Here is a 25,512-nt window from a genome sequence, read left to right as displayed (position 1 = left end):
CGCGCGCTTAGTTCCCGCGCCGCTCGAAGCCGCCAAGCACCGCGCCGATCGCAACGTCGAACGGGGTGCGTCTGCCGATTCCGAGCGCTTCGAGACGGGTCGAAGCGAGGTGGCAGTCGCGCGGACGCGGCGTCGCATCGGCAGGCGCAGTCTGTGCGGCCAGCCGCGCCTCGACGCCGAGTGCCCGCGCGAGCCGTTCGGCGATTTCATACTTGGTCATCGGCTCGTCGCCGGACCACTGCGCGATGCCGCGGACCGCGTTGCCGTCCGCACATCGGGCGAGCAACGCGCGGATTACCACAGCGACATCGGGCGTAAATGTCGGGTAGCGCGTCGCCCATGCGTCCATGGCGACCGCCGGCGCGCCCGCCTGCGCCGACGCTACTACGGCGGGCACGAGGCTCGTCACCGCAGACTCGCTCCACTCGACGACCGGCCCGTAAAGCAGCGGCAGCCGCAGCACGAGCGCGTTGTCCGTCGCATCGAGCAGCGCGCGCTCGCCATCGAGCTTGCTACGGCCGTACGCGTTGAGCGGATTCGGTGGATCGCCGTCGCGGTAGGGCGGCGTTGTGCCGTCGAACACGTAATCGGTCGAAATCGACAGCACCCATGCGCCGCGTTGACGCGCCGCCTGCGCCATGCTGCGCACGGCGTCGACGTTCAGCGCGCGTGCAGCGGCGGGATCGTGTTCGCAGACATCGGGGCGGCGCTCGGCGGCGGCGATGACGATGGCGTCGGGCGCCTCGCGCGCGACGAACGCCTCGACGGTTTGCCGGTCGCGCACGTCGAGCGCGATCTGCGTCGGACTCGCATGACGGAACGCGGTCTGGACGACCTGCCAGCCGGTCTCGACCGCGAGTTCGCGGGTCACTGCGCGCCCGAGCAGCCCCGAGGCGCCGATGACGGCAACTTTGAACATCGTGGACGCGTCAGGCGTGCGACGTGACCGCTTTGACCGTATAACCGGCTTCGTCGATCGCGGCCTTCAGCACGTCGGCGCTCTGGCTCGATTCGACGCTCACGCGGCCCGTGGCCAGATCGATCTCGACCTTGGCGGCGGCATCGTGTTCCTGGATCGCGCGGGTGACGGCGCCCACGCAGTGCTGGCAAGTCATGCCTTCGACATTGAACTGGATCATCGCTTCTTCCTTTTGCTGGGGGGGAGGACTCAACTACTGAACGGTACTGAACCGATATGGGGCCGCCGGCAGATTATGCCAGCCGGCAGCGGCTTGAACGCTGGACCTTCCAACAATAGGAAGGTGTACGATCGATGCATCGAACGTATGCAGGAGTGCAGCATGAACATCGGCGAAGCGGCGCGCGAATCGGGCGTCACGGCGAAAATGATCCGCTACTACGAAAGTGTTGGCCTGCTTGCGCCCAAGGGCCGCACGGCGTCCGGCTACCGCGTCTACGGCATGGAGGAAGTGCATGTGCTGCGCTTCGTGCGCCAGGCGCGGCGTTTGGGCTTCCTGGTCGACGACATTCGCCTCCTGCTTGCGCTGTGGCACGACCGCTCGCGCGCGAGTGCTGAGGTCAAGGCAATCGCGCTCGCGCATGTGGCCGACCTGAACCACCGCATCGCCGAACTGACCCAGATGCGCGACACGCTTGCTCATCTGGCGGCCCACTGCAACGGCGACGATCGGCCGGATTGCCCAATTCTTGAACAGCTCGCCGAATCGCGGCCCGCGACGCCAGCGCAGGTTTGACCGCCCACCAGGTTCGGGTGCAACCCGCGTCGGCAAATTGTCGCAACCTTGTGCGGCCGGTGCGTCAATTTGGTGCATTTTTATGCACCTTGGCTTTGCTGTTGATCGACGTCTGTGAAAAATATACATAAAATCAATATGTTGCAGGTTGCCCTAATTTCGGGTGCATCGACAAGGGTTGCACTGCATTCGGGCGACGGGCTAGCAAAATTCCAAAACATGACTATAATGCGGGTATTCCCTAGCTAGGGTAATCCCTGATGAACGATGCACCGGGGATCCACACATCCTTGGAGAACAACATCATGTTTGCCTACATTCTTGAAGCCCTAAGTAACTGGTTTGAAGTTGCAGAACGTCGTCGCCGCGAAGAGTGGCTCGCCTCGTCGTCGGATATCGTGCAACTCGAGCAGCGTATCCGCTCGCTGGAAACGGAAGGCTACTCGCAGTAAGCCACACGCCAGGTAGTACCGCCTCAGGCCCCGCATTGCGGGGCTTTGTCATTTCTGGCGCACCCCGTTCCCGCAATGGCCGCGCTGGTCGGCAAACGCAGTCTGAACCTTGACACTGCGGTAAGGTAAAGTCTTTTTTGAGTTTGGCCGACATAGCTGGTGAAACCGCATATTTCGGGGGAGTCCATGGAGACAGACCGTATCGACCGCAAGCCTTTGACCGTCTGGCTGCCCGCCGCCGCGATGGCAGGCGTGCTGGCGCTGGCGCATGCCGCCGCTTACGCGGACGGCCCGCCATTGATACTCGACACGCAGCGGGGAATCATCGACGGTCAGAAGGGGATGGTGCTGCAGAACGCGCCGCTTTCGCACGAACCGATGGTGGCGGCGCATCAACCGGCTGCGCCGGCCGGACTCGCGCCGGACTCGTCGACGCCCTATATCGTTGCGCCGTACATCGCGGTGCCGGGTGACGGAACGCTGCCCAGACCGCCGCGCCCGAGACCTCCGCGCCCCAAACCGCTGCCGACGCCACAGGCTGCGCCAGCGCAATAAACCGCGCGGTTTCAGTCACCGCGAGCGCCGGTTTCAGCGCGGGGATCAGTCGCCGCGCGATTCGATCTTGAACTGCGCGGCCTGATCCTGCCCGAGCGTCTTCACGAGCCAGGGCAGCGTCTCTTTCATTGCCGCCGCCAGCGTATAGGGCGGGTTCAGGACGAACATGCCGCTGCCGTACAGGCCATAGCCGTCTGCTGGCGGCTCGCTCACGGTGAGCGTGACGTGCAGCCAGTTTTTCTCCTGCAGGCGCTTGAGTTGCTCGGGAAAGCGCTGCGACTCGGGGCGCGTGACCTGCGGATACCAGATCGCATAGGTGCCGGTCGCGAAGCGCTTGAGACTTTCCTCGGCGCACGTGAGCGTGCGCGCATAGTCGCGCTTGTCTTCGAACGACGGGTCGATCAGCACGAGCGCGCGGCGCGGCGGCGGCGGCAGCAGCGCCTTGATCCCCTCGAAGCCATCGCCGTCGTAAAGCATCACGCGACGGCCCGCATCGCGGAAACGGTGGCGCAACACTTCGATTTCCGTGCTGTGCAGCTCGAAGAGCCGCATGCGGTCCTGCTCGCGCATCAGCCGCCAGGCCAGATACGGCGAGCCCGGATAGAAGCGCAGTTCGCCATCGGGATTGAGCGCCGCGACTTCCTCCACATATTCGGCGAGCGCGGCTGGCAGATCGGTACGTCCCCAGAGTTTCGCGATACCCGTTTCGAACTCGGTGGTTTTCGTGGCGTAGCCTTCGCGCAGCGCGTACGCGCCTGCGCCTGCGTGGGTGTCGATGTACCAGTACGCCTTGTCCTTTTTGTCGAGGTAGCGCAGCAGTTGCACGACAACGGCGTGTTTCAGCACGTCGGCATGGTTGCCTGCATGGAACGCGTGGCGGTAGCTCAGCATGATGGGTGGGCGGAAGGTCGGACTAAAAGAGGGGAGCGCAACGCTTCACGTAGCGCGCGCCGCCTGCCAGGGCAGCGCGTGACGGAATTGTTTCTGCAAGGCCGCGTATTGTACGCGACCCAGGGTGCGGGACCCAGGGTACGCGACGTACGCAGGTACACGGCCCGACCGCATGCGCCGCTCCCGATGCGCGCGCAGCGCGTTTCACTCGTAAGCGTCGCCGACGATCGCCTCGATCTGCTGCTTGATTTCCGGCGTGATTTTCGCGGCGACGTCGCGCGCCAGCATGTTCTCCTTGATCTGCGCGACATGCGACGCGCCGGTAATCACCGTACTCACGTGCGGATTCTTCAGAATCCACGCGATGGCGAGCTGGCCGACCGTGCAGCCCAACTGCGCGGCGAGCCCGGCGAGCTTCGCGACGATGGCGTTCTTGTCCGCGTTGGTGAGCGCCGGGCGCAGCCAGTCGTAGCCATCGAGCTGCGCGCGGCTGTCTGCGGGCACGCCGTCGCGGTATTTGCCCGTGAGCAGGCCCGAGGCAAGCGGGCTCCAGGTGGTGAGCCCGAGACCGATGTCTTCGTAGAGGCGCCGGTATTCGTCCTCCACGCGGCGACGGTGGAACAGGTTGTACTGCGGCTGTTCCATGACCGGCTTGTGCAGATGATGCCGCTCGGCAATGTCCCACGCCGCGCGGATCTCGTCGGCGCTCCATTCCGACGTGCCCCAGTACAGCGCCTTGCCGCGCGCGATCATGTCGCTCATCGCCCAGACCGTTTCCTCGACGGGCGTGTTCGGATCGGGCCGATGGCAGAACACCAGATCGACGTAGTCGAGCTGAAGCCGCTTGAGCGAGCCGTCGATGGCATTGTGCAGGTACTTGCGGTTGAGCGTGTTGTACTGGTTCGGCCCTTCGCTCAAGCCCCAGAAGAACTTCGTCGACACGACATAGCTCACGCGCGGCCATGCGAGTTCCTTGAGCGCTTCACCCATGATTTCCTCGGACTTGCCGTGTGCGTACGCCTCGGCATTGTCGAAGAAGTTGACGCCCGCATCGCGTGCAGCGGCGAGCGATTCGCGCGCGAGGCTGCGATCGACCTGGTTGCCGTACGTGACCCACGAGCCGATGGACAGTTCGCTCACTTGCAGGCCAGAACGGCCCAGTCGCCGGTAATTCATGAACGTCTCCTGTAAAAGAAGCACGATATTAACGCCCGCCTAAGGCACACGCGCAGCACCGTGGCGCGCTGCGCGGCGGCGTGCAGGATGCGGATACCTTCATGCACAATAGCGCGGTTGGCTGCGGCGCATAACGCCGCCGGAAGGCATAGGCCATCTGGCCAGTTTGACAGCGTTAGCGTGTCGAGGTCTGATCTCGTCTACTACCTGGAGGTGCTCGATGTCGTCTCTTTCACTGAATACCAAGCTCGATGGCAAGGTTGCTGTCGTTACCGGTGCGGCCAGCGGTATCGGCAAGCAGATCGCGCTCACGCTCGCACAAGCGGGCGCCGCAGTCGCCATTGCCGACCTCAACCAGAGCGGCGCGGACGCCGTGGCCGAAGAGATCAAGGCGGCAGGCGGCAAGGCGATCGGCGTTGCCATGGATGTCACGAGCGAGGACGCAGTGAATCAGGGCATCGACCGCGTCGCGGCCGAGTTCGGTTCGGTGGACATTCTCATTTCGAACGCGGGCATCCAGATCGTGAATCCGATCGAAAACTACGCGTATGCCGACTGGAAGAAGATGCAGGCCATCCACGTGGACGGCGCGTTCCTCACCACGAAGGCGGCGCTCAAGCACATGTACAAGGATGATCGCGGCGGCGTTGTGATCTACATGGGCTCGGTGCACTCGCACGAGGCGTCGCCGCTCAAGTCGGCCTATGTTGCCGCCAAGCACGCGCTGCTCGGCCTGGCCCGCGTGCTCGCCAAGGAAGGCGCGAAGCACAACGTGCGCTCGCACGTGGTGTGCCCGGGCTTCGTGCGCACGCCGCTCGTCGACAAACAGATTCCCGAACAGGCGAAAGAACTCGGTATTTCGGAAGAGGAAGTCGTCAAGCGCGTGATGCTGGGCGGCACGGTGGATGGCGTGTTCACGACCGTCGAGGACGTCGCGCAGACCGTGCTGTTCCTCAGCGCATTCCCGAGCGCCGCGTTCACCGGCCAGTCGTTCGTCGTCAGCCACGGCTGGTTCATGCAATAACAGGGAGGGCGCGGCCATGGCGCAACGTAAAAAGCAGGCTCCGCAGAGCGCCGTCGCGGACGAGGCCGGCGTGCACACCGGCGCCGCGCCGCGGCCGCGTTCGCACTATTGCGGCGGCGAGTCTGCGCAGTGGGAAACCGTCGCGCTCACGCTGCAGGGCGGCGGTGCGCTCGGCGCGTATCAGGCTGGCGTCTATGAGGGCCTCGCCGAGGCCGGCATCGCGCCGAACTGGATCGCCGGTATTTCGATCGGCGCGCTCAATACGGCGATCATCGCGGGCAATCCGCCGGAGCTTCGCGTCGCGCGGCTGCGCGAGTTCTGGGAGACGATCTGCCGGCCCGCTTATAGCGTGCAACTGCCTTCATTCGTGGAACATGCGCTCTTCAATTCGGGCGACGCGATCCGCAAGACGTTTACGGCCATGCAGGCGGCGAGCGCGCTCGTCGAAGGACAGAAGGGCTTCTTCGTACCGCGTTTCCCGCCGCCCATGCCGCACGCGTCGGGCCATCCGGAGCGGGCGAGTTATTACGACACGCGCCCGCTCAAGGACACGCTCGAGCGGTTGTGCGACTTCGATCGCATCAATTCGAAAGAGACGCGTGTCTCGGTGGGCGCGGTCAACGTGCGCAATGGCAACTTCGTCTACTTCGACAACACCACGATGAAGCTGCGTCCCGAGCATTTCATCGCGTCGGGTGCGCTGCCGCCCGGCTTCCCGGCCGTGGAGATCGACGGCGAGTACTACTGGGACGGCGGCCTCGTCTCGAACACGCCGCTCTACGAGGTGATCCAGACCACGCCGCGCCGCGATACGCTCGCCTTCCAGGTCGATTTATGGAGCGCGCGCGGCCCGGTGCCCGATAGCATCACCGATGTCCAGGGGCGCATGAAGGACATCCAGTATTCGAGCCGCACGCGTCTCGTGACCGACATGCTCCAGCGCTCGCAGCGCTTTCGCCATGTGCTGCGCGAAGTGCTCGACCGTGTGGCGGCCGAGCATCAGCAGGATCCATGGGTCGAGCTGGCGGAGGAACTGTCGTGCTCGAAGAAGTACAACGTGGTCCATCTGATCTACCGGCAGAAGGAGTACGAGGGTCACTTCAAGGACTATCAGTTCGGCACTTCGACCATGCGCGAACATTGGCATAGCGGCTTGCAGGACATTCGTGCGTCGCTTGCGCAGCCGGGGTGGCTCGACAAGCCCGATAACGACGCCGGGTTCGTTACGCACGACATTCATCGCGATGGTCGCGCGCATCCGCAGCCGGGAGAGGGCGAGGGCGCCGTCTAGGGACGTTCGGACCGGCCCTGTCGCCGCCCGTTGTAGCGCCGCTTCTCGAAGCCGGGCTTCAAATGCAAACGGCGCCCGTCATGCAGACGGGCGCCGTTTTTATGCAGCCTCGAATGCGCGCGCCGCCCATCGAGGCGGCACGCGTTCAGACGCGCTTACTTGAGCACTTGCGCGACAGCGCTGGCAACGACGTCGAGATTGCGGTTGTTCAGCGCGGCCACGCAGATGCGGCCCGTGCTCACGGCGTAGATGCCGAACTCTTCGCGCAGACGGTCGACTTGCGCTGCCGTCAGGCCCGAGTACGAGAACATGCCGCGTTGCACGTTGATGAAGTTGAAGTCGCGATCCACGCCGGCGGCCATCAGGCGCTCGACGAGGCCGGTGCGCATCGCGCGGATGCGGTTGCGCATTTCGCCCAGTTCGTTTTCCCACATCGTGCGCAGTTCCGGCGAGCCGAGCACTGCGGCGACCACCGAGCCGCCGTGCGTCGGCGGGTTCGAGTAGTTTGTGCGGATCACGCGCTTGAGCTGCGAGAGCACGCGGGTCGATTCTTCCTTGCTGTTCGTGATGATCGACAGCGCGCCGACGCGCTCGCCGTACAGCGAGAACGACTTCGAGAACGACGACGAAACGAACACGTTCAGTTCCGAAGCGGCGAACAGGCGCACGGCTGCGCCGTCTGCCTCGATGCCGTCACCGAAGCCCTGATAGGCGATGTCGAGGAACGGTACGAGTTCGCGCGCCTTCACGACTTCGACGATCTGCTTCCACTGGTCGACGGTGAGGTCCACGCCGGTCGGGTTGTGGCAGCATGCGTGCAGCACGATGATCGTGCCCGCCGCGTAGCTGTTCAGCGCGGCCAGCATGCCTTCGAAGTTCACGCCGTTGGTCTGCGCGTCGTAGTACGGGTACGCGACGACTTCGAAGCCTGCGCTTTCGAAAATGGCGCGGTGGTTTTCCCAGCTCGGGTCGCTGATCGCGACCTTCGCGTTCGGGTTCACGCGCTTGAGGAGGTCGGCGCCGATCTTCAGCGCGCCCGTGCCGCCCAGCGCCTGCGCCGTCACGACGCGGCCCGCTGCGATCAGCGGCGAATCGTTGCCGAGCAGCAGCTTTTGCACGGCGGTGTTGTAAGCCGCCAGACCCTCGATCGGCAGATAGCCGCGCGGCAGTCCTGCTTCGACACGGGCCTTTTCCGCTTCGCGCACCGCGCGCAGCAGCGGAATCTTGCCTTCCTCGTTGGTGTACACGCCCACGCCGAGGTTCACCTTGGTGGTGCGCGCATCGGCGTTATAGGCTTCGTTCAGACCGAGGATCGGGTCGCGAGGGGCAAGTTCGACAGCGGAAAAGAGGGACATGATGGTTCGGCAATAGTCAGGGATGGACACATGGGTGGCCGCTTGCGCTTGGCTCTTTCGCCGCCGCGCGTGAGAGCGCACGGACGGCGCAGCCGGCTGGCCACGCAAGGCGCTATTGTAGCGAATCTGTGGCCTGTTTTCGCCCGCGACCTTTGCTTTGCGTGGCTTTTGGATACGCTTCGGCCATGTTTTGGGGCGCGTTTCGTCAGCACGCTCGTGCGCAATTCCGTGCTTCCACCGTCCCCGCGCCCGATTCCACCCCCGGCCCGGACGTCGGCAAAACGCTAGAATGGTCCTTTGCCCCAGGCAGAGGATGTCGCCCCCCATGTCCGACCAGACCGTTGCCGACGCGCCCGTGTTCGACGAATCGAAGTTCGTCCAGTACGACGGTTCGCCGTTCCAGCTCTATCAGCCGTACGCGCCGGCGGGCGACCAGCCCACGGCCATCGAGACGCTCGTCGAAGGCGTCGGCGACGGCCTCGCGTTCCAGACGCTGCTCGGCGTGACGGGCTCGGGCAAGACCTTCACGATGGCGAACACGATCGCGCGCCTCGGCCGTCCGGCCATCGTATTCGCGCCGAACAAGACGCTCGCCGCGCAGCTCTACTCGGAGTTCCGTGAGTTCTTTCCGCGCAACGCGGTCGAGTATTTCGTCTCGTACTACGACTACTACCAGCCGGAAGCGTATGTTCCGCAGCGCGACCTCTTCATCGAAAAAGATTCGTCGATCAACGAGCACATCGAGCAGATGCGCCTGTCCGCGACGAAGAGCCTGATGGAGCGGCGCGATGTCGTGATCGTGGCGACCGTGTCGGCGATCTACGGTATCGGCAATCCGTCCGAGTATCACCAGATGATTCTCACGCTGCGCCATGGCGACAAGCTTGGCCAGCGCGAGATCATCGCGCGGCTGATCGCGATGCAATACACGCGCAACGAGCAGGATTTCCAGCGCGGCACGTTCCGCGTGCGCGGCGACACCATCGACATCTTCCCGGCCGAACACGCCGAAATGGCCGTGCGCGTCGAGTTGTTCGACGACGAGCTCGAAACGCTGCAACTCTTCGATCCGCTCACGGGCCGCGTGCGCCAGAAAATACCGCGCTTCACCGTGTATCCGTCGTCGCACTACGTGACGCCGCGCGAGACCGTGCTGCGCGCCGTCGAGACCATCAAGACCGAACTGCGCGACCGGCTCGAATTCTTCCATACCGAAGGCAAGCTCGTGGAGGCCCAGCGGCTCGAACAGCGCACGCGCTTCGACCTCGAAATGCTTCAGGAACTCGGCTTCTGCAAGGGCATCGAGAACTACTCGCGGCACTTCTCGGGCGCGGCGCCGGGCGAGCCGCCGCCGACGCTCGTCGATTACCTGCCGGGCGACGCAATGATGTTCCTCGATGAATCGCACGTCCTGATCGGCCAGTTGAACGGCATGTACAACGGCGACCGCGCGCGCAAGGAAAACCTCGTCGATTACGGCTTCCGGCTGCCTTCGGCGCTCGATAACCGGCCGCTCAAGTTCGGCGAATTCGAGCGCAAGATGCGCCAGGTGGTTTTCGTGTCGGCGACGCCTGCCGATTACGAGAAGAAGGTCACGGGGCAGGTGGCCGAACAGGTCGTGCGGCCCACGGGCCTGGTCGATCCGATGATCGAAGTGCGGCCTGCGTCGACCCAGGTCGACGACGTGCTCGGCGAGATCAACGAGCGTGTTGCCGTGGGCGAGCGCGTGCTCGTCACGACGCTCACGAAGCGCATGGCCGAGCAGCTCACCGAATTCCTCTCCGACCACGGCGTGAAGGTGCGCTACCTGCATAGCGATATCGACACGGTCGAGCGCGTGGAGATCATCCGCGATCTGCGGCTTGGCACGTTCGACGTACTCGTCGGGATCAACCTGCTGCGCGAAGGTCTCGATATTCCCGAGGTGTCGCTCGTGGCGATCCTCGACGCCGACAAGGAAGGCTTCCTGCGTGCGGAGCGCTCGCTGATCCAGACGATCGGCCGCGCGGCGCGCAACGTGAACGGCAAGGCGATTCTCTACGGCGACCGCATTACCGACTCTATGCGCCGCGCGATCGACGAAACGGAACGGCGCCGCGCAAAGCAGATGGCGTTCAATGCGGAGCACGGCATCGTGCCGCGCGGTGTGGTCAAGCGCATCAAGGACATCATCGACGGCGTCTACAACGTCGACGAGGCGCGCGCCGAACTGCGCGAGGAGCAGGAGCGCGCGAAGTTCGAGGACATGTCGGAGAAGCAGATCGCGAAGGAAATCAAGAAGCTCGAAAAGCAGATGATGGACTACGCGAAGAACCTCGAATTCGAAAAGGCCGCGCAGACGCGCGACCAGCTCGCACTTTTGCGTCGGCGCGTGTTCGGTGCGAACGTCGGCGATCATCCTGCCTGAGCGTGCCTCGCCATGCCTGAGCGGCGCCGCGCACGTGCGCGGCGCATCCTCGCTCGACCGCGGGTCGGCTCTCCTGTCAGCCCGCATCTCAGTCCGCCGGTCAGTCCACCGGTCAGTCCACCGGTCAGTCCACCGGTCAGCCCGCCGGTCAGCCCGCCGGTCGGCATCGCGCCCCTGAACCGGGACGCCGGTCACCACCCTTCAATCTTGTAAGTTTCCGCCCGGGTCTTGCTGCGCAAGACCCTTATGTCATCAGGCCTTCCGCGATTTTTCCTTTGGTGTAGTCGATTGTAGGTGCTACACTGACATTCTTGTTGAGAATGGTTCGCATTAACATTCATATCAATGTTGCGTCAGTCACTTTGTACTTTCACTCAGAAGAAAACCAGGAGTTTCGATGCGGATCCACTCATTCTTGCGCGCCACCGCGCTGATCGCCGCTGCAGCGGCTGCCTGCGGCGCCAATGCGGCCGAATATCCGATCGGCAAGCAGCAGATTCTGGGCGGCATGGAAATCGGCGCGGTGTATCTGCAGCCGATCACGATGGAACCGGAAGGCATGATGCGCAAGGCTGCGGATTCCGATATCCACCTCGAAACCGATATCCACGCCGTCAAGAACAACCCGACCGGTTTTGCCGAGGGCGACTGGATGCCGTACCTGCAGGTCCACTACGTACTGACGAAGTCCGGTTCGAACTACGTGCAAAAGGGCGACCTGATGCCGATGGTGGCGAACGACGGTCCGCATTACGGCGACAACGTCAAGCTCGCGGGCCCGGGCAAATATCACCTGAAGATGACCGTCGAGGCGCCGATGCAGATGGGCAACATGGCGTTCGGCCGTCACGTCGACAAGGAAACCGGCGTGGGCCCGTGGTTCAAGCCCGTCACGCTCGAATACGACTTCCCGTTCGCGGGGATCGGCAAGAAGGGCGGTTACTAAGCCAGGCCGTCGGCGTGAGCCAACAGGACGGGCGGCGTGGCTTGCTGTCGCGGCGGCGCGGCCCGAAAACGCAGAACAGAACAGAGCAGGGAAGAACAATGACTGGAATCAGAAAGTTGGCGGCGCTCGCGCTCGGCGCGGCGCTTCTCGCGCCGCTCGCCGGCGTCGTGCATGCCGCGGATCTGCCGACGTTCCGACTGGAAATGACCGACGGCAAGCTGAATCCCGCGCGCATCGAAGTGCCCGCGGGCCAGCGCATCAAGATCGAAGTGCACAACACCGGTAAGAGCGCGGCCGAGTTCGAGAGCGTCCAGTTGCGCAAGGAAACCGTGCTGGCGCCGGGCGCGGACTCGTTTGTCGTGATCGCGCCGCTCGATCCGGGCGAGTACAAATTCTTCGACGATTTTCATCATCAGGCCCAAGGTCTGATCATCGCGAAGTAATCGTGGCGAAACAGGCATAGCGATGTGACGCCGCCCGCGTGTGCACTGGCGGCAGGAGGACTTGAATGGGTCAGGTGATGTTCATCGTGTGGCGGGAGAGCGTCGAGGCGCTGCTCGTCGTCGGCATTCTTCACGCGTGGCTGAAAAACGGCGATACCGACGCGCGGCGCGGCCTGCCGTATCTATGGGGCGGCGTGGGGCTCGGGATACTCGCGGCGATTGGGCTCGGCGCGGCGCTGGTCGGGTTCACCGAGGTGCTCTCGGGCGATGGGCAGGATTACTTCCAGACGGCGATGGTGCTCGTTGCCTGCGTGCTGATCGTGCAGATGGTGCTGTGGATGAAGCGGCACGGGCGCACGCTCAAGCGCGAAATGGAGCAGTCGCTCGAAGCGAGCGCGCGCGATGCGAACTGGTGGGGCGTGACGGTGCTCGTCGCGCTGGCGATTGCACGCGAGGGCAGCGAGACGGTGATCTTCCTGTACGGGCTCGGCTTTGGCCAGTCGGGTCATGTCGATGCGGGCCAGTACCTTGCGGTGGCGATCGGCTTCGGCCTCGCCCTGCTCACGTTCTACGTGCTGCAACTGGGCGGCAAGGTGTTCTCGTGGCGCCACTTCTTCCGCATCACCGAGATCATGCTGCTGTTCCTCGGCGCGGGCCTGTTCCAGACCGGCGTCGACAAGCTGATCGACAAGGAGATCCTGCCTGCGATCCTCGATCGGCTCTGGAACACGTCGATGATCCTCGACGATTCGAGCACCTTCGGCTCGCTCGTCGCGACGCTCACGGGTTATCGCGCACATCCCGCGCTCATGAACCTGATTGCCTACGCTGCGTACTGGGCCGTGGTGTGGCTCCTCGTGCGTCGCGCAAATGGCCGCGCGGCCGCTATCGGTGCGAGGAAAGCAGCATGAGTTGTGTTCCCTCGCAGCCGGCCGCCCGGCACGGCAAGCTCGCACAGGTCGGGCTCTGGATGCGGCGGCACGGTGCGGTGATCCGCACCGTGCAGTGGGTCGTCGTCGGCGTTTACGCCTTCCTCATTCTCGTGCCGGCGCTCATGCCGTTGCCCGGCAGCACCGCGCATCTCTGGAACAATCTCACGCTCGCCGCGCAGTTCGTCTTCTGGGGCATCTGGTGGCCGTTCGTGCTGCTTTCGATGGTGTTGCTCGGCCGCGTCTGGTGCGGCGTGCTGTGCCCGGAGGGCGCGCTCTCCGAGTTTGCGAGCAAGCATGGCCGCGGCGGCGCCATTGCGCACTGGATGCGCTGGGGCGGCTGGCCGTTCGTCGCGTTCGGGCTCACGACCATCTACGGCCAGCTCGTGAGCGTCTACCAGTATCCGAAAGCGGTGCTGCTCGTGCTGGGCGGCTCGACGCTCGGCGCGATGGTGATCGGCTATCTGTACGGCCGCGAAAAGCGCGTCTGGTGCCGCTACCTGTGTCCGGTCAACGGCGTGTTCTCGCTGCTCGCGCGTCTCGCGCCGTTCCATTACAAGGTCGATGAAGATGCGTGGCGCCGCTCGTACAAGGCCGGCGAGCAGGGCGGGCATCGCGTGATTCCGGTCAACTGCGCGCCGCTTCTGCCGCTGCGCAACATGAAGGGCGCCGCCGCGTGCCACATGTGCGGCCGCTGCGCGGGTCACCGCGACGCCATCGAACTGACGTGGCGCTCGCCCACGCACGAGGTGGTCGAACTCGGCGACCGCCACGCGAAAGGCTGGGACACGGTGCTGATTCTGTACGGTCTCCTTGGCATCGCCATCGGCGCGTTCCACTGGACCGGTTCGCCGTGGTTCGTCGCCGCCAAGCAGTCGATTGCCGGCTGGCTCATCGACCGCGACATCACCTGGCCGCTCGCCACGAATGCGCCGTGGTTCCTGCTCACGCACTATCCGGAGCAGAACGACGTGTTCTCGTGGCTCGACGGCGCGATGATCGTCGGCTATATCCTCGCGACGGCGCTCGTGTACGGCACTGCGCTGCTCGCCATTCTGGCGGGCGTGAGCAGGGTGTTCGGGCGCTTCGAGATGCGCCGTCTGCATCACTTCGCGCAGGCCCTGATTCCGCTCGCGGGCGCGGGCGTGTTCCTCGGCCTGTCGGCCACGACGCTCGCGCTGCTGCGTGCGGAGCACCTCGCGCTCGACTGGGCATCGGGTGTGCGAATCGCCATTCTCGGCATTGCCAATCTGTGGAGCGCCTGGCTTGCGTGGCGCGTCGGCGGCCGATACAGTCAGCGGCTCGGGCAGCGCGGTCTGGCGTTGATCGGCTTCGTGGCTGCGCTTGCCGTCGTCGACAGTGCGTGGTGGCTTATGTTCTGGGGCTGGGCGCACTGATCGGCAGTTCAACCGATCGGAGCAAACCATGCGAACCAGGGCGGTATTGACTGACGAAGACATCGTGAAGATGGCCGACGCGGCCATCGCGCACGCGCACACGAATCAATGGGCCGTGACGATTGCAGTCGTCGATGAGGGCGCGCATTTGCTGTGGCTGCGCCGGCTCGACGGCGCGGCGCCCGCCACGGCTGAAATGGCGATATCGAAAGCCCGCACGGCGGCGCTTGGCCGCCGCGAGAGCAAGCTCTACGAGGACGTCATCCGCCAGGGCCGCACGGCGTTCCTCAGCGCGCCGCTCACCGCCATGCTGGAGGGCGGCGTGCCGATTGTCGTCGATGGCGACGTGATTGGCGCAATCGGCGTTTCGGGCGTGAAATCGGATCAGGATGCGGCCGTGGCGCGCGCGGGTATCGCGGCGCTCGGCATCGCTTAAGACGGTGGACAGCCGGCGGTAGGCAGCCGGTGCGCGCGTTCGCGGCGGGACGCGCGTGCACCGGCCTTGTCTTTGTCCTTGCTACGGTGAGAAAAAATGGCGTGGCTGGCTGAGACGGCCCGCATAAAGCATGTTTGCACGAAGGGGTCAGGATTCGCGTGCAAGCCGTCTTGACTGGCTATTGCCCAACGCCTCGCGATGGGAGGCGATCCCCACAATACACGGTACGTCCTACTTGGTGAGAATCAGCTTGCCGAGCCGCGTGGCTCGCAGTTGATACGCCTCGCCGTTATGCACGATGCTCACATGGCTGCGCCCTTGCAGCAGCGCCGTGCTGTCGAGCGGTTGCGCCGATGCGGCGGGTTGCGATTGAGCGGCGCTCTGCGCCGTGCTGCGTAGGCTGCTGCCTGGGCCACCGCTTAGGCCGCTGCTTGGGCCGCCTGCGCCACTTGAGTTGCTGCCTGCGCCGCTCGTGCGGCGCAAGGTGAGCGTGGCTGAGTGATTGAAGCCGGTCATGAACGTGACGCCTTCCTCGATTCGATGGATCAATCATAAATGATAATCATTATCATTTGCAAGTGAAGGGTCAATATTGAATTCGTGTGGTGATAGTGGCCGATGGCGCAAGCAGGCGAAGCTGGCGTCGCGAGCGCGCGCCGAACTTCACCCGCCGCGTGGTTTACGCGCGATGCCGCTCAGTGCTGTAGCGCATCCGGTTCGCCCGGCCCAAGCACGAACTGGCGGATCAGCCGGACGGTATCGATGTCCGATTCCCGGTACGCGGACTTCACGATTTCCGAGGTCTGCCGGTCGTCTTCGGTGTCGGCGGTGGGCAGCGTCGTGCGGTACTCGAAGCGCAGGAAGAGCTGGTCTTCGTCGGGTGCTTCGATCGTCATCGTGAGCGAACCGCCGACGTACGCCGCAGTCGCGAGAATGTCGTAGCGCACGCTCTGGCCGGGCGTGAGCGTCACGCGGTCGCGCACGGTCGCGTGGCCGTAGTGCAGCTCGCGCTCCAGCGTGTTTTCCGTGCGCGAGAGGATCGTGCAGCTGTCGAGGCCGAGCACGAATAACTGCGGCTGCTCGGCGCGCAGGACGAGGCCCTCCCACAGCTGATCGCGTGTCATCGGCGGGACCAGCGGGTTCAGCGGGTCGTTGATCTGGATGAGGTGTTCGAAATTCAAGTCGGCGGCTTCCTGTGACGATTCCCGTGCGCGCCGCCTAGACGGCCACCAGACCCGAGCGGATCGTCACCGACTGCGTGAGGATCTTGTGGACCGGGCAGGCGTTGGCGATCTGCAGGAGGCGTTCGCGCTGTTCGCCTGTGAGCGCGCCTTCGAGCCTGATCTGGCGGTCGATGGTCGCGCCGAGGGCGCTGTTCACCATCGTGAGGTTGACGTGCACGCCTTCGAGCGGCCATTCCTTGCGCTTCGCGTACATCTTGAGCGTGATCGACGTGCAGGCGCCGAGGCTGGAGAGCAGCAGCGAGAACGGCGAGGGGCCGCGGTCGCCGCCGCCGAGCGAGGCGGGTTCGTCGGCGATCCACGTATGGGTGCCGTCGTTGAATTGAACCTGATAGTCGGTCGAGCCGATGTGGGCGTTGACAGCGGGTTCGGCCATGCACTCCTCACGGGTGGTACGGGCAACGGATAGGGGAAAGGACGTGCGGCGCGCGTCCCTCAAACCGCTATTGTGACGGAAAGCGAAAGTAACGGCGGAAAGTTCTCGCTGGCCGCGCGCGGCACGCTATGCGTCAGTGCGCGATGCGGCCCATGCGCCCGGACTGGTAGTCGAGCACGGCCTCGCGGATTTCCTGTTCCGTGTTCATCACGAACGGGCCGTAGCGCACGACCGGTTCGTGAAGCGGCACGCCGCCGATCAGCAGCACCTCCAGCGGTTCGGCCGCATCGTCCGGCGCGGCGAGCACGACCGAATCGCCGTTATTCGCGAACGCGACCATCTGCTGGGCCTCGATGTGCTCGCCGTCGCGCCCGTAGCATCCCGTACCCGAGAGGCCATAGGCGAACACGCGCCACTCGGTCGGCACCGGCTGCTCGACGCGGCCGCCCGGCGCGATCGTGAAATGCTGATAGAGGATGGGCGTGCGCGTTTCGATTGCGGCCTTGACGCCCAGCGCTTCGCCCGCGATCACCTTCACCGAGACTTTGCCGTCGGCCGAACGGCCGACCGGAATGCTTGCGGTGGGCAGTTCCTGGTAGCGCGGCGCGATCATCTTGTCGCGCGCAGGCAGGTTCACCCACAATTGCAGGCCATGGATGCGGCCGCCGGTTCGCGCAAATTCGGGGTCGGGCATCTCGCTGTGGATCACACCGGCGCCGGCGGTCATCCACTGCACGTCGCCGGGGCCGAGCGAGCCCGAATGTCCCTCGGAATCCTTATGAGCGAAGCGCCCTTCGAGCATGTACGTGACCGTCTCGAAGCCGCGGTGCGGATGATCGGGCGCGCCCTTCGCGGCACCGGGCGCGTAGTCGACCGGGCCCATTTCGTCGAGCAGCAGAAACGGATCGAAGTCCATCAGCGCTCGCGTCGGGAACGGCCGATGAACGATGAAACCCGCGCCCTCGGTCGTGCGAACGGCGGGAAAGATGCGTTCGATGGTGCGGGTCGTCGTCATGGGGATCATCTCCGAATAGTGAGCGTTGCTCGATACGTGAAACAAACGGGTATTATAGGTAGCCGTTTTAGGCCTTTTGACCGCCGTTACGCAATTGATTGTCCCATCGCTGGAACGATGAAATGAAGATCGACTCACATGACCTGAACGACCTGATGTATTTCTCGCAGGTCGTCGAGCACGGCGGTTTTTCGGCGGCTGAACGCGCGCTTGGCATTTCGAAGTCGCGTCTGTCGCGGCGCGTGAGCGAACTCGAATCGCTGCTCGGCGTGCGCCTGCTGCAGCGTTCCACGCGCAAGCTCGCGCTTACCGAAGCGGGCGAGCTTTTCTATCAGCATTGCCGCGCCATGCTCTCCGAGGCTCAGGCGGCCGTCAACGTCGTGCAGTCGTTACGCTCGTCGCCGCGCGGCACCGTGCGCGTAAGCGTGCCGGTCACGCTTTCGCAGACCATTTTTTCGCAGATCATCCCCGATTTCATGCATCGCTTCCCGGAAGTGCGGGTCGTGATGCGCGTGACGAACCGCGTGATCGACCTGTTCGAGGACTCGGTGGATGTCGCCCTGCGCGTGCGCTCCGAGCCGCCGCAGAATGCCAACATCGTGGTGCGTCCGCTCTGGCGCACGGAGCAGATGCTCGTGGGCGCGCCCAGTCTGCTTGCACAGAATGCGCCGCCGCTCACGCCCGACGATCTCGCACGTTTCGAAACGCTCGATACGCCTACGGGCGATGGCCGCCACGTATTCCAGCTCATCGCGCCGGACGGCACGCGCCACGCGCACGAGCACGAGCCGCGCCTCATCTCGGCCGATCTCACCACGATCCGCGAAGCCGCGCTCGCAGGCCTCGGCATCGCGGCGCTGCCCGAGATGATGTACGGCGCCGCGCTGCGCTCGGGCAAGCTCTCGCCGGTCATGCCGGGCTGGACGCTGCCGACGCCTCAGCTTTACGCGGTGTTTCTCTCGCGGCAGGGGATGGTGCCCGCGGTGCGCGCGTTCGTCGATTACCTCGTCGAAGTGCTCGACGTCGATGAAAGCCTGCAGCAGGAGTGTCCGCTGCGCAGCGACATTGCGCCGCTGGTGCAACGTCATCGAGAGACACGCACCTGAGCGCACTGGCGAATGATGCGCATAAACGCAGCGTATCCGCATGCATTGAATAGAGCGCGTCATGTCTTTTTGCATTTAAGCGTCGCCGGCAATCGTTACTTTCAATGGGCGAAGTCTTGAATGCGCGAGGCGAGAGGAATATATTGAATTCCGTCTCGCCAAGACCGGTCTTGAGCGGGAATTGATGGCCGCTATCATAGCGAGCCTTCAGGGCTGAAAGCGCTGTCCGTGTTGCCCACGGCATGTCGCATGTATTGACGCGAACTGGCCGACGGTGAGCGTCGAGACCGCCCGAATGCGCTGCGTGCGCACGAAAAAAGGCCTTCATCTGACGATGGAGGCCTTTTACTTTGTATGGTGCGTGAACGGTTTGAATGCGCTAGTTACTCGTCGTTGGCGTTCTCGTCTTAATGACGATCAGGATAACGAACATTGAATCGGCTTGCGTCGATCGCGTTTGCCAGTTGACTACGTTGGTCGCCGGAAGATGGGTGCGTCGCCGTGGTGTGTCACGGACCCGGCGCGGGCGGCGACGTGCGAAGTACCGTCACTCGCGAAAGATCAACACCGAGATGCAGAGCGTAGTGACGAATCCAATCAGCAATTCCATTGAGACCTCCCTGGAGCAGGATGAGCGGTCGCTGGCTGGTCGTGAAACTGGCTGGCTGTTGATACGGATAGTACGGACAGTACGGAAGCGGCGCTGTGCGCGCCGCGATGTTCAGGCGGCCTGGGGCTCGTAGACAGGAACGAGGGTAGTTGCGGGCGCGGCGGACGCAAGCCGCTTTTGAGCGCCGCCGCAGCAACCGCTGCCGCAGGCGCCGCTTTGCGCCATCACTTCACGAACGGTTTCTTCGCACTTGCCGCAGCAGGTCGCAACGCCGAGTTCGAACTGCAGGTCGTCGAATGAATCCATGCCTTCGGCGATGGAGGCGCGGATCTTTCGGTCGGAGACGGACTTGCACACGCAGACAATCATGATAGAGCACGATAGAGGGCCGTAATGCGAATTATTATCATTCTGTTTGATGCGCCTAGCAAGTTCTTTAACGGAATTTTTGTAACAAAACCGGGTACTTAGCAGGGTTTTGCCATTTCGCCGAGCCGTTGCGGGACAGACAAAACGGGGGCGGAAAAGACCGCGTGTGCGCGATGCGCGGCGCGCGGCAGCCAGGTGCCGCAGCGACAGATGGCGAAGTCAGGCCGCGCTGGCTTCCAGCTCGAGCGTGCGCCGCGATGGAATCCGCACGGATTCCACCTGCGCGTCGATGCCGAGCAGCGCCGCTGCCAGCATGTGCAGGTGCGTGCCGTCGTTCGTCGAGCAAAAACGCGCGGGCGCAGGCGCATCGCCGGTCGCGGGTGCACGCAGTCCGTCCCGGGTCAGCACGCGTTCGAGCTGTCTTGCGATGGCGACGCTCGTGTCGATGAGCGTCATCTGCTCGCCGACGATCGAACGGATCGCCGTATCGAGAAACGGATAGTGCGTGCAGCCGAGCACGAGCGTATCGGCGCCTGCGTCGAGCATCGGCTGGAGATAGCCGCGCAGTAGTGCGATGAGTGCCGGAGAGTCCACGTCGCAGCGCTCCACCGCTTCGACAAGCCCGTGGCCGGGCTGGCAGATCACGCGCAGGTCGGCGCAATGGCGTTCGAGGAGCGCCTGAAAGCGCGCGCTGCGCAGCGTGACCTGGGTCGCGAGCACGCCCGCCACGCGCGTTTTCGAGCGCAGTGCGGCCGGTTTGATGCCGGGCTCCACGCCGACCAGCGGAATGTCCAGCCGTTCGCGCACGAATTCGATGGATTGAGCGGTGGCCGTGTTGCAGGCCACCACGAGCGCTTTCGCGCCCTGCGCCATCAGCCATTGGCCGATGGCGAGCGTGCGGTCGGCGATAAAGTCGTCGTCGCGCTGCCCGTAGGGCGCGTAGCGCGAATCGGCGACATACACGAGCCGTTCGTCAGGCAGGAGCTTTTGCACGGCGCGCAGCACGGACAGGCCGCCGAGGCCAGAATCGAAGATGCCGACGGGCAGGGCGCTGGAGCGGGGCGAAACGTTCAAGAGGTTCGGCGCAGGATAGTAAGTAGTGACGCATCCGCGAAATGTGCGGATGCGTCGTGACAGCAAGACGGCGATCAGGATTCTACCGAACCCATGCCCGACTGCTGGTAGTTCTGGATGCCGACCTTGTCGATGAGATCGAGCTGGGTTTCGAGCCAGTCGATGTGCTCTTCGGTGTCGTCGAGGATCGTCACGAAGATCTCGCGCGAGACGAAGTCGCGCACGGACTCGCAATAGACGATCGCTTCCTTGCAGGTGGCCTGGGAAATCTGTTCGAGTTTCAGATCGCATTCGAGGATTTCGCGGGTTTCCTCGCCGATCAGAAGCTTGTGCAGATCCTGCAGGTTCGGCAGGCCGTCGAGCACGAACACGCGCTCGATGATCATGTCGGCGTGCTTCATTTCGCCGATCGATTCGTCGTATTCGTGCTTGCCGAGCTTGTCGAGCCCCCAGTGTTTGTACATGCGGGCGTGCAGGAAGTACTGATTGATGGCGGTCAGCTCGTTCTTGAGCTGCGCATTCAGGTATTCGATGACCTTCTTGTCGCCTTGCATGATGTTTTCCTTCCTTGGTGGCCGGACTCTGGTCATGAACAATAAACGCTGCACGGGCAAATGCCAAGACGAAATCCGGAGCGCATTCCCGCCGCGCGGCGCATGAGCATCAGGTGAGAATCAGTCTCGAAGCGGCTCGCGTTACCGCAGAAAAAAAACCGGGGCACGGTTCACGACCGGCCCCGGCTTTTCTCATCGGTGCGGCGCAAGCCGATCCGAATCATGCGAATCACGCGATTCATGCGCTTACCGCGCGCATCAAACCTCTGCGACCGGAATTTTGCCGATCTTCGCCTGCCATTCCTTCGGGCCGGTCTGGTGGACCGAGGTGCCCGACGAATCGACGGCAACCGTCACCGGCATGTCCTGAACGTCGAACTCATAGATGGCTTCCATGCCGAGATCCCCGAACGCGAGCACCTTCGCACCGCGGATCGCCTTCGACACGAGGTAGGCCGCGCCGCCCACGGCCATCAGGTACGCGGCCTTGTGGTTCTTGATCGCCTCGATGGCGACCGGACCGCGCTCGGCCTTGCCGACCATCGAGATGAGGCCCGTCTGCGCGAGCATCATCTCGGTGAACTTGTCCATGCGCGTGGCGGTCGTGGGACCGGCCGGGCCGACCACTTCGTCGCGCACCGGATCGACCGGGCCGACGTAGTAGATCACGCGGTTCGTGAAGTCGACGGGCAGCTTCTCGCCCTTCGCGAGCATGTCGGCGATGCGCTTGTGCGCGGCGTCGCGGCCCGTGAGCATCTTGCCCGAGAGCAGCAGCGTCTGGCCCGGCTTCCACGAAGCGACTTCTTCCGGCGTGAGCGTGTTGAGGTCGATGCGCTTGCTGGTTTCGGTGTTCGGCGTCCAGTTGACCTTCGGCCAGGCGTCGAGCGAGGGCGCTTCGAGCTTCGCCGGGCCCGAGCCGTCGAGCACGAAGTGTGCGTGGCGCGTCGCCGCGCAGTTCGGGATCATCGCGACGGGCTTCGACGCCGCGTGCGTGGGCGCAGCCATGATCTTGACGTCGAGCACGGTGGCGAGGCCGCCCAGACCCTGTGCGCCGATGCCGAGTGCATTCACCTTCTCGTGCAGTTCAACGCGCAGTTCTTCGATCCAGTCCTTCGGGCCGCGCGCGATGATGTCCTGAATGTCGACCGGCTCCATCAGCGATTCCTTCGCCATCAGCATCGCCTTTTCAGCGGTGCCGCCGATGCCGATGCCGAGCATGCCCGGCGGGCACCAGCCCGCGCCCATCATCGGCACGGTCTTGAGTACCCAGTCGACGATCGAATCCGACGGGTTCAGCATCACGAACTTCGACTTGTTCTCCGAGCCGCCGCCCTTGGCTGCGACCTGCACGTCGACCTTGTCGCCCGGCACGATCTCGTAGTGGATCACGGCCGGGGTGTTGTCGGTCGTGTTCTTGCGGGCGCCTTCGGGCGGGTTCACGATCGACGCGCGCAGCACGTTGTCCGGGTGCGTATAACCGCGGCGCACGCCTTCGTTGATCATGTCCGTGAGGCTCATCGTGGCGCCGTCCCAGCGCACGTCCATGCCGACCTTCACGAAAATCGTGACGATGCCGGTGTCCTGGCAAATCGGGCGGTGGCCTTCGGCGCACATGCGGCTGTTCGTGAGGATCTGCGCGATGGCGTCCTTCGCGGCGGGGCTCTGTTCGAGCTCGTACGCGCGGCCGAGCGCTTCGATGTAGTCCTGCGGATGGTAGTAGCTGATGTACTGCAGCGAATCCGCGATGCTCTGGATCAGGTCTTCCTGTTTAATGACGGTCATGGCTGGCTTCAGTGAGTGCGGGGGAGTAATCGTGTTATCGCGTGTTATGGGTGCTGCTTCATTCGGCAGCGACGGTCTCCGGCGCCGGATGCCGCGCGGCCAGTGCCTCGAAATGATGGGGATGCGTGTGCGTGGTGAGGCGGTCGATCCACGCCATGATCAGCGCGGATGCGAGGAACGAGATATGAATGATCACCTGCCACAACACGGTGTGCGCGGAAACCGCATCCGGATTGATGAAGGTCTTCAGCAGATGAATCGATGAAATGCTGATGAGCGCCATGGCGAGCTTCACTTTGAGCACGCCGGCATTCACGTGATCGAGCCATTCGGGCTCGTCGGGGTGCCCTTCGAGGCCCATGCGCGAGACGAACGTCTCATAGCCGCCGACGATCACCATGATGAGCAGATTCGAGATCATCACGACGTCGATCAGGCCGAGCACGGCGAGCATGATGCTCGTTTCGTCGAGCGATGTCGCATGGCTGACGAGGTGCCAGACTTCCTTCAGGAACAGCACGCCGTAGACAATCTGCGCGACGATGAGGCCGAGATAGAGCGGCACCTGGAGCCAGCGGCTCATGAAGATGACGCGCGGCAGGAGGTGCGGGCGGCGCGGAGCTTGACCCGCGTGAGGCGGTCGTGGATGTGCAGCGGACATGGGCAGTGACGATGGCGAATTACGGGCGGGGCCGCCGCGCCGCGCACGCATCACACAGCAACGCAACAGGGCGCCGCCGGCGGGTGCGCGCCGCATGGACCGGGCGCGCTATTGTACAGCGTCGGCGGCCTGGGCCGTCTCGGGACGGGCGGCGCGGCATGCCGCGCCGTGCCGCGCCTCAGGACGAGACGGGCGGCACGCGCTTCGTCTTGAGGCTCGCGAGTGCGATGCCGCCGATCACACAGGCGAGCGCGATTCCGTGGGCGGGCGTGGGCCGCTCGCCGAGAAACGCGATCCCGTAGATCGCCGCCGCCACGGGAAGCACGGCGGTGAACACCCCCGCGACGCTGCCCGCCACATGACGGATTCCCTTCATCCAGAGCCAGAACGAGAACACGCTCGCGGAGAGCGCATACCAGAGCGAGAGCCCCCAGATGCCGGGCGGCACGCTCGAATAATCGAACGACAGTGCGTCGGGCAGACCCACGGGCAGCATCAGCAGAAGGCCGAAAAGATGTGTGTACGCGCAGATATCGATGGCTTCGAGCGTTTGTGTGAGACGCCGCGAGAGAATCACATAGAGCGATTCGCAGCACACGGCGCCGAGCACCATCAGGTTGCCGGCAAGCGATTGCGGTGCGCTGTCGCTGCCGACGGGGTTGTCGGGATGTGCGAAGTTGACGACGGCGATGCCCGCGATGGCGAGCGCGATCGACACGAATGCACGTGAATCGGGCCGCTCGCGCAGGAAGAGCCAGGAGAACAGTGCGACGATTGCGGGGATGGTGCTCGTGATGACCCCCGCGGCAACCGCGCTCGTGCGATGCACGCCGCCGAGCATAAGCAGCGTAAACCCGAATGTACCGAAGAGTGCCTGAAGGAAGAGATTGATCCATTCGCCGCGCTTGACGCGCCGCATCTTCGCTGCGCGCAGGAGCGGCCAGAGCACCGCGAGGGCGACGACGAAACGCAGCAGCGCAAAGAGCGGAACGGGGACGAACGAAACGATCGATTTGCCGATGCCGACGTTGCTGCCGACGAGGAGCATCGCGGCGACGAGGAAAAGAGAGTAGCGATTCAAGCTGGAATCCGGGCGCACAGGTCGGTTAGCATTCTAAGTGCCGGCCTGTCGGTGCGTCACGTGCAGGATTTTTCCTCGAAGAGGTGGGCGCGTAAGTGGAGGGTAAGTTGCCGCGCTTAACCTTGTTCGCTCGCACGGCGGGCCGCGTGCCGTGTCCAGCCATGCTGCGCTGCCGCAGCGGTCCGCGCAAAACGGTCTGCAGAAGGGGCACATGTCAAGGCGACGACACGCGTGCCAGCAACAATAGAGCCGCTCGCAAGGCGAGGCGGCGTTCGGAGACGGCCCGCGCACGAAAGTTGCTGCGCGTGCCCATAAGTTTGACGTTTCATTTCACGGAGGAGTCCTCGATGACAACGATTGAATCGGTTCTTCAAGAGCACCGCGTTTTTGCGCCATCGGCACAAATGGTGGCGAATGCGACGGTGTCGGGCATGGATGCCTACAACGCACTGTGCGCGGAAGCCGAGCGCGATTACGAGGGCTTCTGGGCGCGTCTCGCACGCGAAACCCTGAGCTGGCACAAGCCGTTCTCGAAGGTGCTCGACGAATCGAACGCGCCGTTCTACACGTGGTTCGAGGATGGCGAGCTCAACGCTTCGTACAACAGCCTCGACCGTCACGTCGAA

Annotated in this window: 28 protein-coding genes; 13 read left to right on the top strand and 15 right to left on the bottom strand. The window is 64.0% G+C overall.

What is annotated here, in order from left to right:
• Positions 1–7: 7 nt before the first annotated feature.
• Positions 8–919: an SDR family oxidoreductase gene (locus EPN59_RS16880; protein ID WP_293034035.1), complete on the bottom strand. Its 912-nt coding sequence runs from the start codon at positions 917–919 to the stop codon at positions 8–10.
• A 10-nt stretch (positions 920–929) separates the two neighbouring features.
• Entirely contained in the window at positions 930–1,139 is a 210-nt protein-coding gene (locus EPN59_RS16875; RefSeq protein ID WP_293034036.1) for a cation transporter, read from the bottom strand.
• A 162-nt stretch (positions 1,140–1,301) separates the two neighbouring features.
• On the opposite strand from EPN59_RS16875, the gene cueR reads away from it, so the two are divergent.
• The 3 genes from cueR to EPN59_RS16860 all read left to right on the top strand — a co-directional run bounded on the left by cueR (position 1,302) and on the right by EPN59_RS16860 (position 2,722).
• Positions 1,302–1,715, top strand: a complete 414-nt coding sequence (gene cueR, locus EPN59_RS16870) for a Cu(I)-responsive transcriptional regulator (protein ID WP_293034037.1) — start codon at positions 1,302–1,304, stop codon at positions 1,713–1,715.
• 305 nt (positions 1,716–2,020) lie between these two features.
• Positions 2,021–2,167, top strand: a complete 147-nt coding sequence (locus EPN59_RS16865; protein WP_293034038.1) for a DUF3563 family protein — start codon at positions 2,021–2,023, stop codon at positions 2,165–2,167.
• A gap of 243 nt (positions 2,168–2,410) precedes the next feature.
• Positions 2,411–2,722: a hypothetical protein gene (locus EPN59_RS16860; RefSeq protein ID WP_293034047.1), complete on the top strand. Its 312-nt coding sequence runs from the start codon at positions 2,411–2,413 to the stop codon at positions 2,720–2,722.
• A 45-nt stretch (positions 2,723–2,767) separates the two neighbouring features.
• Here the strand turns inward: EPN59_RS16860 and rlmJ are convergent, their stop codons facing one another.
• Entirely contained in the window at positions 2,768–3,613 is an 846-nt protein-coding gene (rlmJ, locus tag EPN59_RS16855; protein ID WP_293034039.1) for a 23S rRNA (adenine(2030)-N(6))-methyltransferase RlmJ, read from the bottom strand.
• Positions 3,614–3,817: 204 nt separating this feature from the next.
• Positions 3,818–4,789, bottom strand: a complete 972-nt coding sequence (locus EPN59_RS16850; protein ID WP_293034040.1) for an aldo/keto reductase — start codon at positions 4,787–4,789, stop codon at positions 3,818–3,820.
• Positions 4,790–5,009: 220 nt separating this feature from the next.
• On the opposite strand from EPN59_RS16850, the gene EPN59_RS16845 reads away from it, so the two are divergent.
• A complete protein-coding gene (locus EPN59_RS16845) occupies positions 5,010–5,813 on the top strand; it encodes a 3-hydroxybutyrate dehydrogenase (protein WP_293034041.1) in 804 nt (267 codons plus the stop codon).
• Positions 5,814–5,829: 16 nt separating this feature from the next.
• A complete protein-coding gene (locus tag EPN59_RS16840) occupies positions 5,830–7,104 on the top strand; it encodes a patatin-like phospholipase family protein (protein WP_293034042.1) in 1,275 nt (424 codons plus the stop codon).
• Positions 7,105–7,259: 155 nt separating this feature from the next.
• Here EPN59_RS16840 and EPN59_RS16835 read toward each other — a convergent pair whose 3' ends face one another.
• Entirely contained in the window at positions 7,260–8,459 is a 1,200-nt protein-coding gene (locus tag EPN59_RS16835) for an amino acid aminotransferase (protein WP_293034043.1), read from the bottom strand.
• 325 nt (positions 8,460–8,784) lie between these two features.
• Between EPN59_RS16835 and uvrB the strand changes: the two genes are divergently transcribed.
• The 6 genes from uvrB (at position 8,785) to EPN59_RS16805 (ending at position 15,017) form a co-directional block, all read left to right on the top strand.
• Positions 8,785–10,866, top strand: a complete 2,082-nt coding sequence (gene uvrB / locus EPN59_RS16830) for an excinuclease ABC subunit UvrB (protein ID WP_363928573.1) — start codon at positions 8,785–8,787, stop codon at positions 10,864–10,866.
• 397 nt (positions 10,867–11,263) lie between these two features.
• Positions 11,264–11,812 carry an iron transporter gene (locus tag EPN59_RS16825; RefSeq protein WP_293041766.1) on the top strand — a complete coding sequence of 183 codons (549 nt, stop codon included), beginning with the start codon at positions 11,264–11,266 and terminating at the stop codon, positions 11,810–11,812.
• Positions 11,813–11,910: 98 nt separating this feature from the next.
• On the top strand, positions 11,911–12,255 hold the full coding sequence (locus tag EPN59_RS16820; protein WP_293041763.1) for a cupredoxin domain-containing protein: 345 nt from the start codon (positions 11,911–11,913) through the stop codon (positions 12,253–12,255).
• A gap of 65 nt (positions 12,256–12,320) precedes the next feature.
• Positions 12,321–13,166, top strand: coding sequence for an FTR1 family protein (locus tag EPN59_RS16815; protein WP_293041760.1), 846 nt, complete (start codon positions 12,321–12,323; stop codon positions 13,164–13,166).
• Complete coding sequence (locus EPN59_RS16810) at positions 13,163–14,581, top strand: 4Fe-4S binding protein (protein WP_293046427.1); 1,419 nt, start codon at positions 13,163–13,165, stop codon at positions 14,579–14,581. The genes EPN59_RS16815 and EPN59_RS16810 overlap by 4 nt, the downstream gene beginning before the upstream one ends.
• 28 nt (positions 14,582–14,609) lie before the next feature.
• Positions 14,610–15,017 carry a heme-binding protein gene (locus EPN59_RS16805; protein ID WP_293041754.1) on the top strand — a complete coding sequence of 136 codons (408 nt, stop codon included), beginning with the start codon at positions 14,610–14,612 and terminating at the stop codon, positions 15,015–15,017.
• Positions 15,018–15,248: 231 nt separating this feature from the next.
• On the opposite strand, the gene EPN59_RS16800 is transcribed toward EPN59_RS16805, so the two are convergent.
• The 4 genes from EPN59_RS16800 to EPN59_RS16785 form a co-directional block, all read right to left on the bottom strand.
• A complete protein-coding gene (locus tag EPN59_RS16800) occupies positions 15,249–15,533 on the bottom strand; it encodes a hemin uptake protein HemP (RefSeq protein WP_293041772.1) in 285 nt (94 codons plus the stop codon).
• Between the two features lie 179 nt (positions 15,534–15,712).
• Entirely contained in the window at positions 15,713–16,198 is a 486-nt protein-coding gene (locus tag EPN59_RS16795) for an SRPBCC family protein (RefSeq protein ID WP_293036356.1), read from the bottom strand.
• Between the two features lie 37 nt (positions 16,199–16,235).
• Positions 16,236–16,634 (bottom strand): OsmC family protein, encoded by a 399-nt coding sequence (locus EPN59_RS16790; RefSeq protein ID WP_293036354.1) that lies wholly within the window; start codon positions 16,632–16,634, stop codon positions 16,236–16,238.
• Positions 16,635–16,767: 133 nt separating this feature from the next.
• Positions 16,768–17,649 carry a pirin family protein gene (locus EPN59_RS16785; RefSeq protein ID WP_293036352.1) on the bottom strand — a complete coding sequence of 294 codons (882 nt, stop codon included), beginning with the start codon at positions 17,647–17,649 and terminating at the stop codon, positions 16,768–16,770.
• A 122-nt stretch (positions 17,650–17,771) separates the two neighbouring features.
• Here EPN59_RS16785 and EPN59_RS16780 point away from each other — a divergent pair, with 122 nt between their 5' ends.
• On the top strand, positions 17,772–18,755 hold the full coding sequence (locus EPN59_RS16780) for a LysR family transcriptional regulator (protein WP_293036350.1): 984 nt from the start codon (positions 17,772–17,774) through the stop codon (positions 18,753–18,755).
• Between the two features lie 721 nt (positions 18,756–19,476).
• Here the strand turns inward: EPN59_RS16780 and EPN59_RS16775 are convergent.
• The 6 genes from EPN59_RS16775 to EPN59_RS16750 form a co-directional block, all read right to left on the bottom strand.
• Positions 19,477–19,734 carry a (2Fe-2S)-binding protein gene (locus EPN59_RS16775; protein ID WP_293036348.1) on the bottom strand — a complete coding sequence of 86 codons (258 nt, stop codon included), beginning with the start codon at positions 19,732–19,734 and terminating at the stop codon, positions 19,477–19,479.
• A gap of 219 nt (positions 19,735–19,953) precedes the next feature.
• Complete coding sequence (murI, locus tag EPN59_RS16770) at positions 19,954–20,808, bottom strand: glutamate racemase (RefSeq protein WP_293036345.1); 855 nt, start codon at positions 20,806–20,808, stop codon at positions 19,954–19,956.
• A gap of 74 nt (positions 20,809–20,882) precedes the next feature.
• Positions 20,883–21,362, bottom strand: a complete 480-nt coding sequence (gene bfr / locus EPN59_RS16765) for a bacterioferritin (RefSeq protein ID WP_293036342.1) — start codon at positions 21,360–21,362, stop codon at positions 20,883–20,885.
• 258 nt (positions 21,363–21,620) lie between these two features.
• Positions 21,621–23,144, bottom strand: a complete 1,524-nt coding sequence (locus tag EPN59_RS16760; RefSeq protein WP_293036339.1) for a fumarate hydratase — start codon at positions 23,142–23,144, stop codon at positions 21,621–21,623.
• Positions 23,145–23,202: 58 nt separating this feature from the next.
• Positions 23,203–23,805, bottom strand: a complete 603-nt coding sequence (locus tag EPN59_RS16755) for a TIGR00645 family protein (protein ID WP_293046424.1) — start codon at positions 23,803–23,805, stop codon at positions 23,203–23,205.
• A gap of 178 nt (positions 23,806–23,983) precedes the next feature.
• Positions 23,984–24,886, bottom strand: a complete 903-nt coding sequence (locus EPN59_RS16750) for a DMT family transporter (RefSeq protein WP_293035275.1) — start codon at positions 24,884–24,886, stop codon at positions 23,984–23,986.
• 347 nt (positions 24,887–25,233) lie between these two features.
• Here EPN59_RS16750 and EPN59_RS16745 point away from each other — a divergent pair.
• Positions 25,234–25,512: acetyl-coenzyme A synthetase N-terminal domain-containing protein (locus EPN59_RS16745; protein WP_293046422.1), on the top strand; the 279-nt coding region annotated here is incomplete at its 3' end.

The sequence above is a fragment of the Paraburkholderia sp. genome (assembly GCF_004298475.1).
Lineage (GTDB): Bacteria > Pseudomonadota > Gammaproteobacteria > Burkholderiales > Burkholderiaceae > Paraburkholderia > Paraburkholderia denitrificans.
Note: the sequence above shows the minus strand (reverse complement) of the source record. Positions and strands in the feature narration are given on the sequence as shown.

Excerpts from the sequence above, each read along its gene's own strand:
- EPN59_RS16880 (WP_293034035.1), bottom strand. The coding sequence starts at position 919 with ATGTTCAAAGTTGCCGTCATCGGCGCCTCGGGGCTGCTCGGGCGCGCA.
- EPN59_RS16875 (WP_293034036.1), bottom strand. The coding sequence starts at position 1,139 with ATGATCCAGTTCAATGTCGAAGGCATGACTTGCCAGCACTGCGTGGGC.
- cueR (WP_293034037.1), top strand. The coding sequence starts at position 1,302 with ATGAACATCGGCGAAGCGGCGCGCGAATCGGGCGTCACGGCGAAAATG.
- EPN59_RS16865 (WP_293034038.1), top strand. The coding sequence starts at position 2,021 with ATGTTTGCCTACATTCTTGAAGCCCTAAGTAACTGGTTTGAAGTTGCA.
- EPN59_RS16860 (WP_293034047.1), top strand. The coding sequence starts at position 2,411 with ATGGCAGGCGTGCTGGCGCTGGCGCATGCCGCCGCTTACGCGGACGGC.
- rlmJ (WP_293034039.1), bottom strand. The coding sequence starts at position 3,613 with ATGCTGAGCTACCGCCACGCGTTCCATGCAGGCAACCATGCCGACGTG.
- EPN59_RS16850 (WP_293034040.1), bottom strand. The coding sequence starts at position 4,789 with ATGAATTACCGGCGACTGGGCCGTTCTGGCCTGCAAGTGAGCGAACTG.
- EPN59_RS16845 (WP_293034041.1), top strand. The coding sequence starts at position 5,010 with ATGTCGTCTCTTTCACTGAATACCAAGCTCGATGGCAAGGTTGCTGTC.
- EPN59_RS16840 (WP_293034042.1), top strand. The coding sequence starts at position 5,830 with ATGGCGCAACGTAAAAAGCAGGCTCCGCAGAGCGCCGTCGCGGACGAG.
- EPN59_RS16835 (WP_293034043.1), bottom strand. The coding sequence starts at position 8,459 with ATGTCCCTCTTTTCCGCTGTCGAACTTGCCCCTCGCGACCCGATCCTC.
- uvrB (WP_363928573.1), top strand. The coding sequence starts at position 8,785 with ATGTCCGACCAGACCGTTGCCGACGCGCCCGTGTTCGACGAATCGAAG.
- EPN59_RS16825 (WP_293041766.1), top strand. The coding sequence starts at position 11,264 with ATGCGGATCCACTCATTCTTGCGCGCCACCGCGCTGATCGCCGCTGCA.
- EPN59_RS16820 (WP_293041763.1), top strand. The coding sequence starts at position 11,911 with ATGACTGGAATCAGAAAGTTGGCGGCGCTCGCGCTCGGCGCGGCGCTT.
- EPN59_RS16815 (WP_293041760.1), top strand. The coding sequence starts at position 12,321 with ATGGGTCAGGTGATGTTCATCGTGTGGCGGGAGAGCGTCGAGGCGCTG.
- EPN59_RS16810 (WP_293046427.1), top strand. The coding sequence starts at position 13,163 with ATGAGTTGTGTTCCCTCGCAGCCGGCCGCCCGGCACGGCAAGCTCGCA.
- EPN59_RS16805 (WP_293041754.1), top strand. The coding sequence starts at position 14,610 with ATGCGAACCAGGGCGGTATTGACTGACGAAGACATCGTGAAGATGGCC.
- EPN59_RS16800 (WP_293041772.1), bottom strand. The coding sequence starts at position 15,533 with ATGACCGGCTTCAATCACTCAGCCACGCTCACCTTGCGCCGCACGAGC.
- EPN59_RS16790 (WP_293036354.1), bottom strand. The coding sequence starts at position 16,634 with ATGGCCGAACCCGCTGTCAACGCCCACATCGGCTCGACCGACTATCAG.
- EPN59_RS16785 (WP_293036352.1), bottom strand. The coding sequence starts at position 17,649 with ATGACGACGACCCGCACCATCGAACGCATCTTTCCCGCCGTTCGCACG.
- EPN59_RS16780 (WP_293036350.1), top strand. The coding sequence starts at position 17,772 with ATGAAGATCGACTCACATGACCTGAACGACCTGATGTATTTCTCGCAG.
- EPN59_RS16775 (WP_293036348.1), bottom strand. The coding sequence starts at position 19,734 with ATGATTGTCTGCGTGTGCAAGTCCGTCTCCGACCGAAAGATCCGCGCC.
- bfr (WP_293036342.1), bottom strand. The coding sequence starts at position 21,362 with ATGCAAGGCGACAAGAAGGTCATCGAATACCTGAATGCGCAGCTCAAG.
- EPN59_RS16760 (WP_293036339.1), bottom strand. The coding sequence starts at position 23,144 with ATGACCGTCATTAAACAGGAAGACCTGATCCAGAGCATCGCGGATTCG.
- EPN59_RS16755 (WP_293046424.1), bottom strand. The coding sequence starts at position 23,805 with ATGTCCGCTGCACATCCACGACCGCCTCACGCGGGTCAAGCTCCGCGC.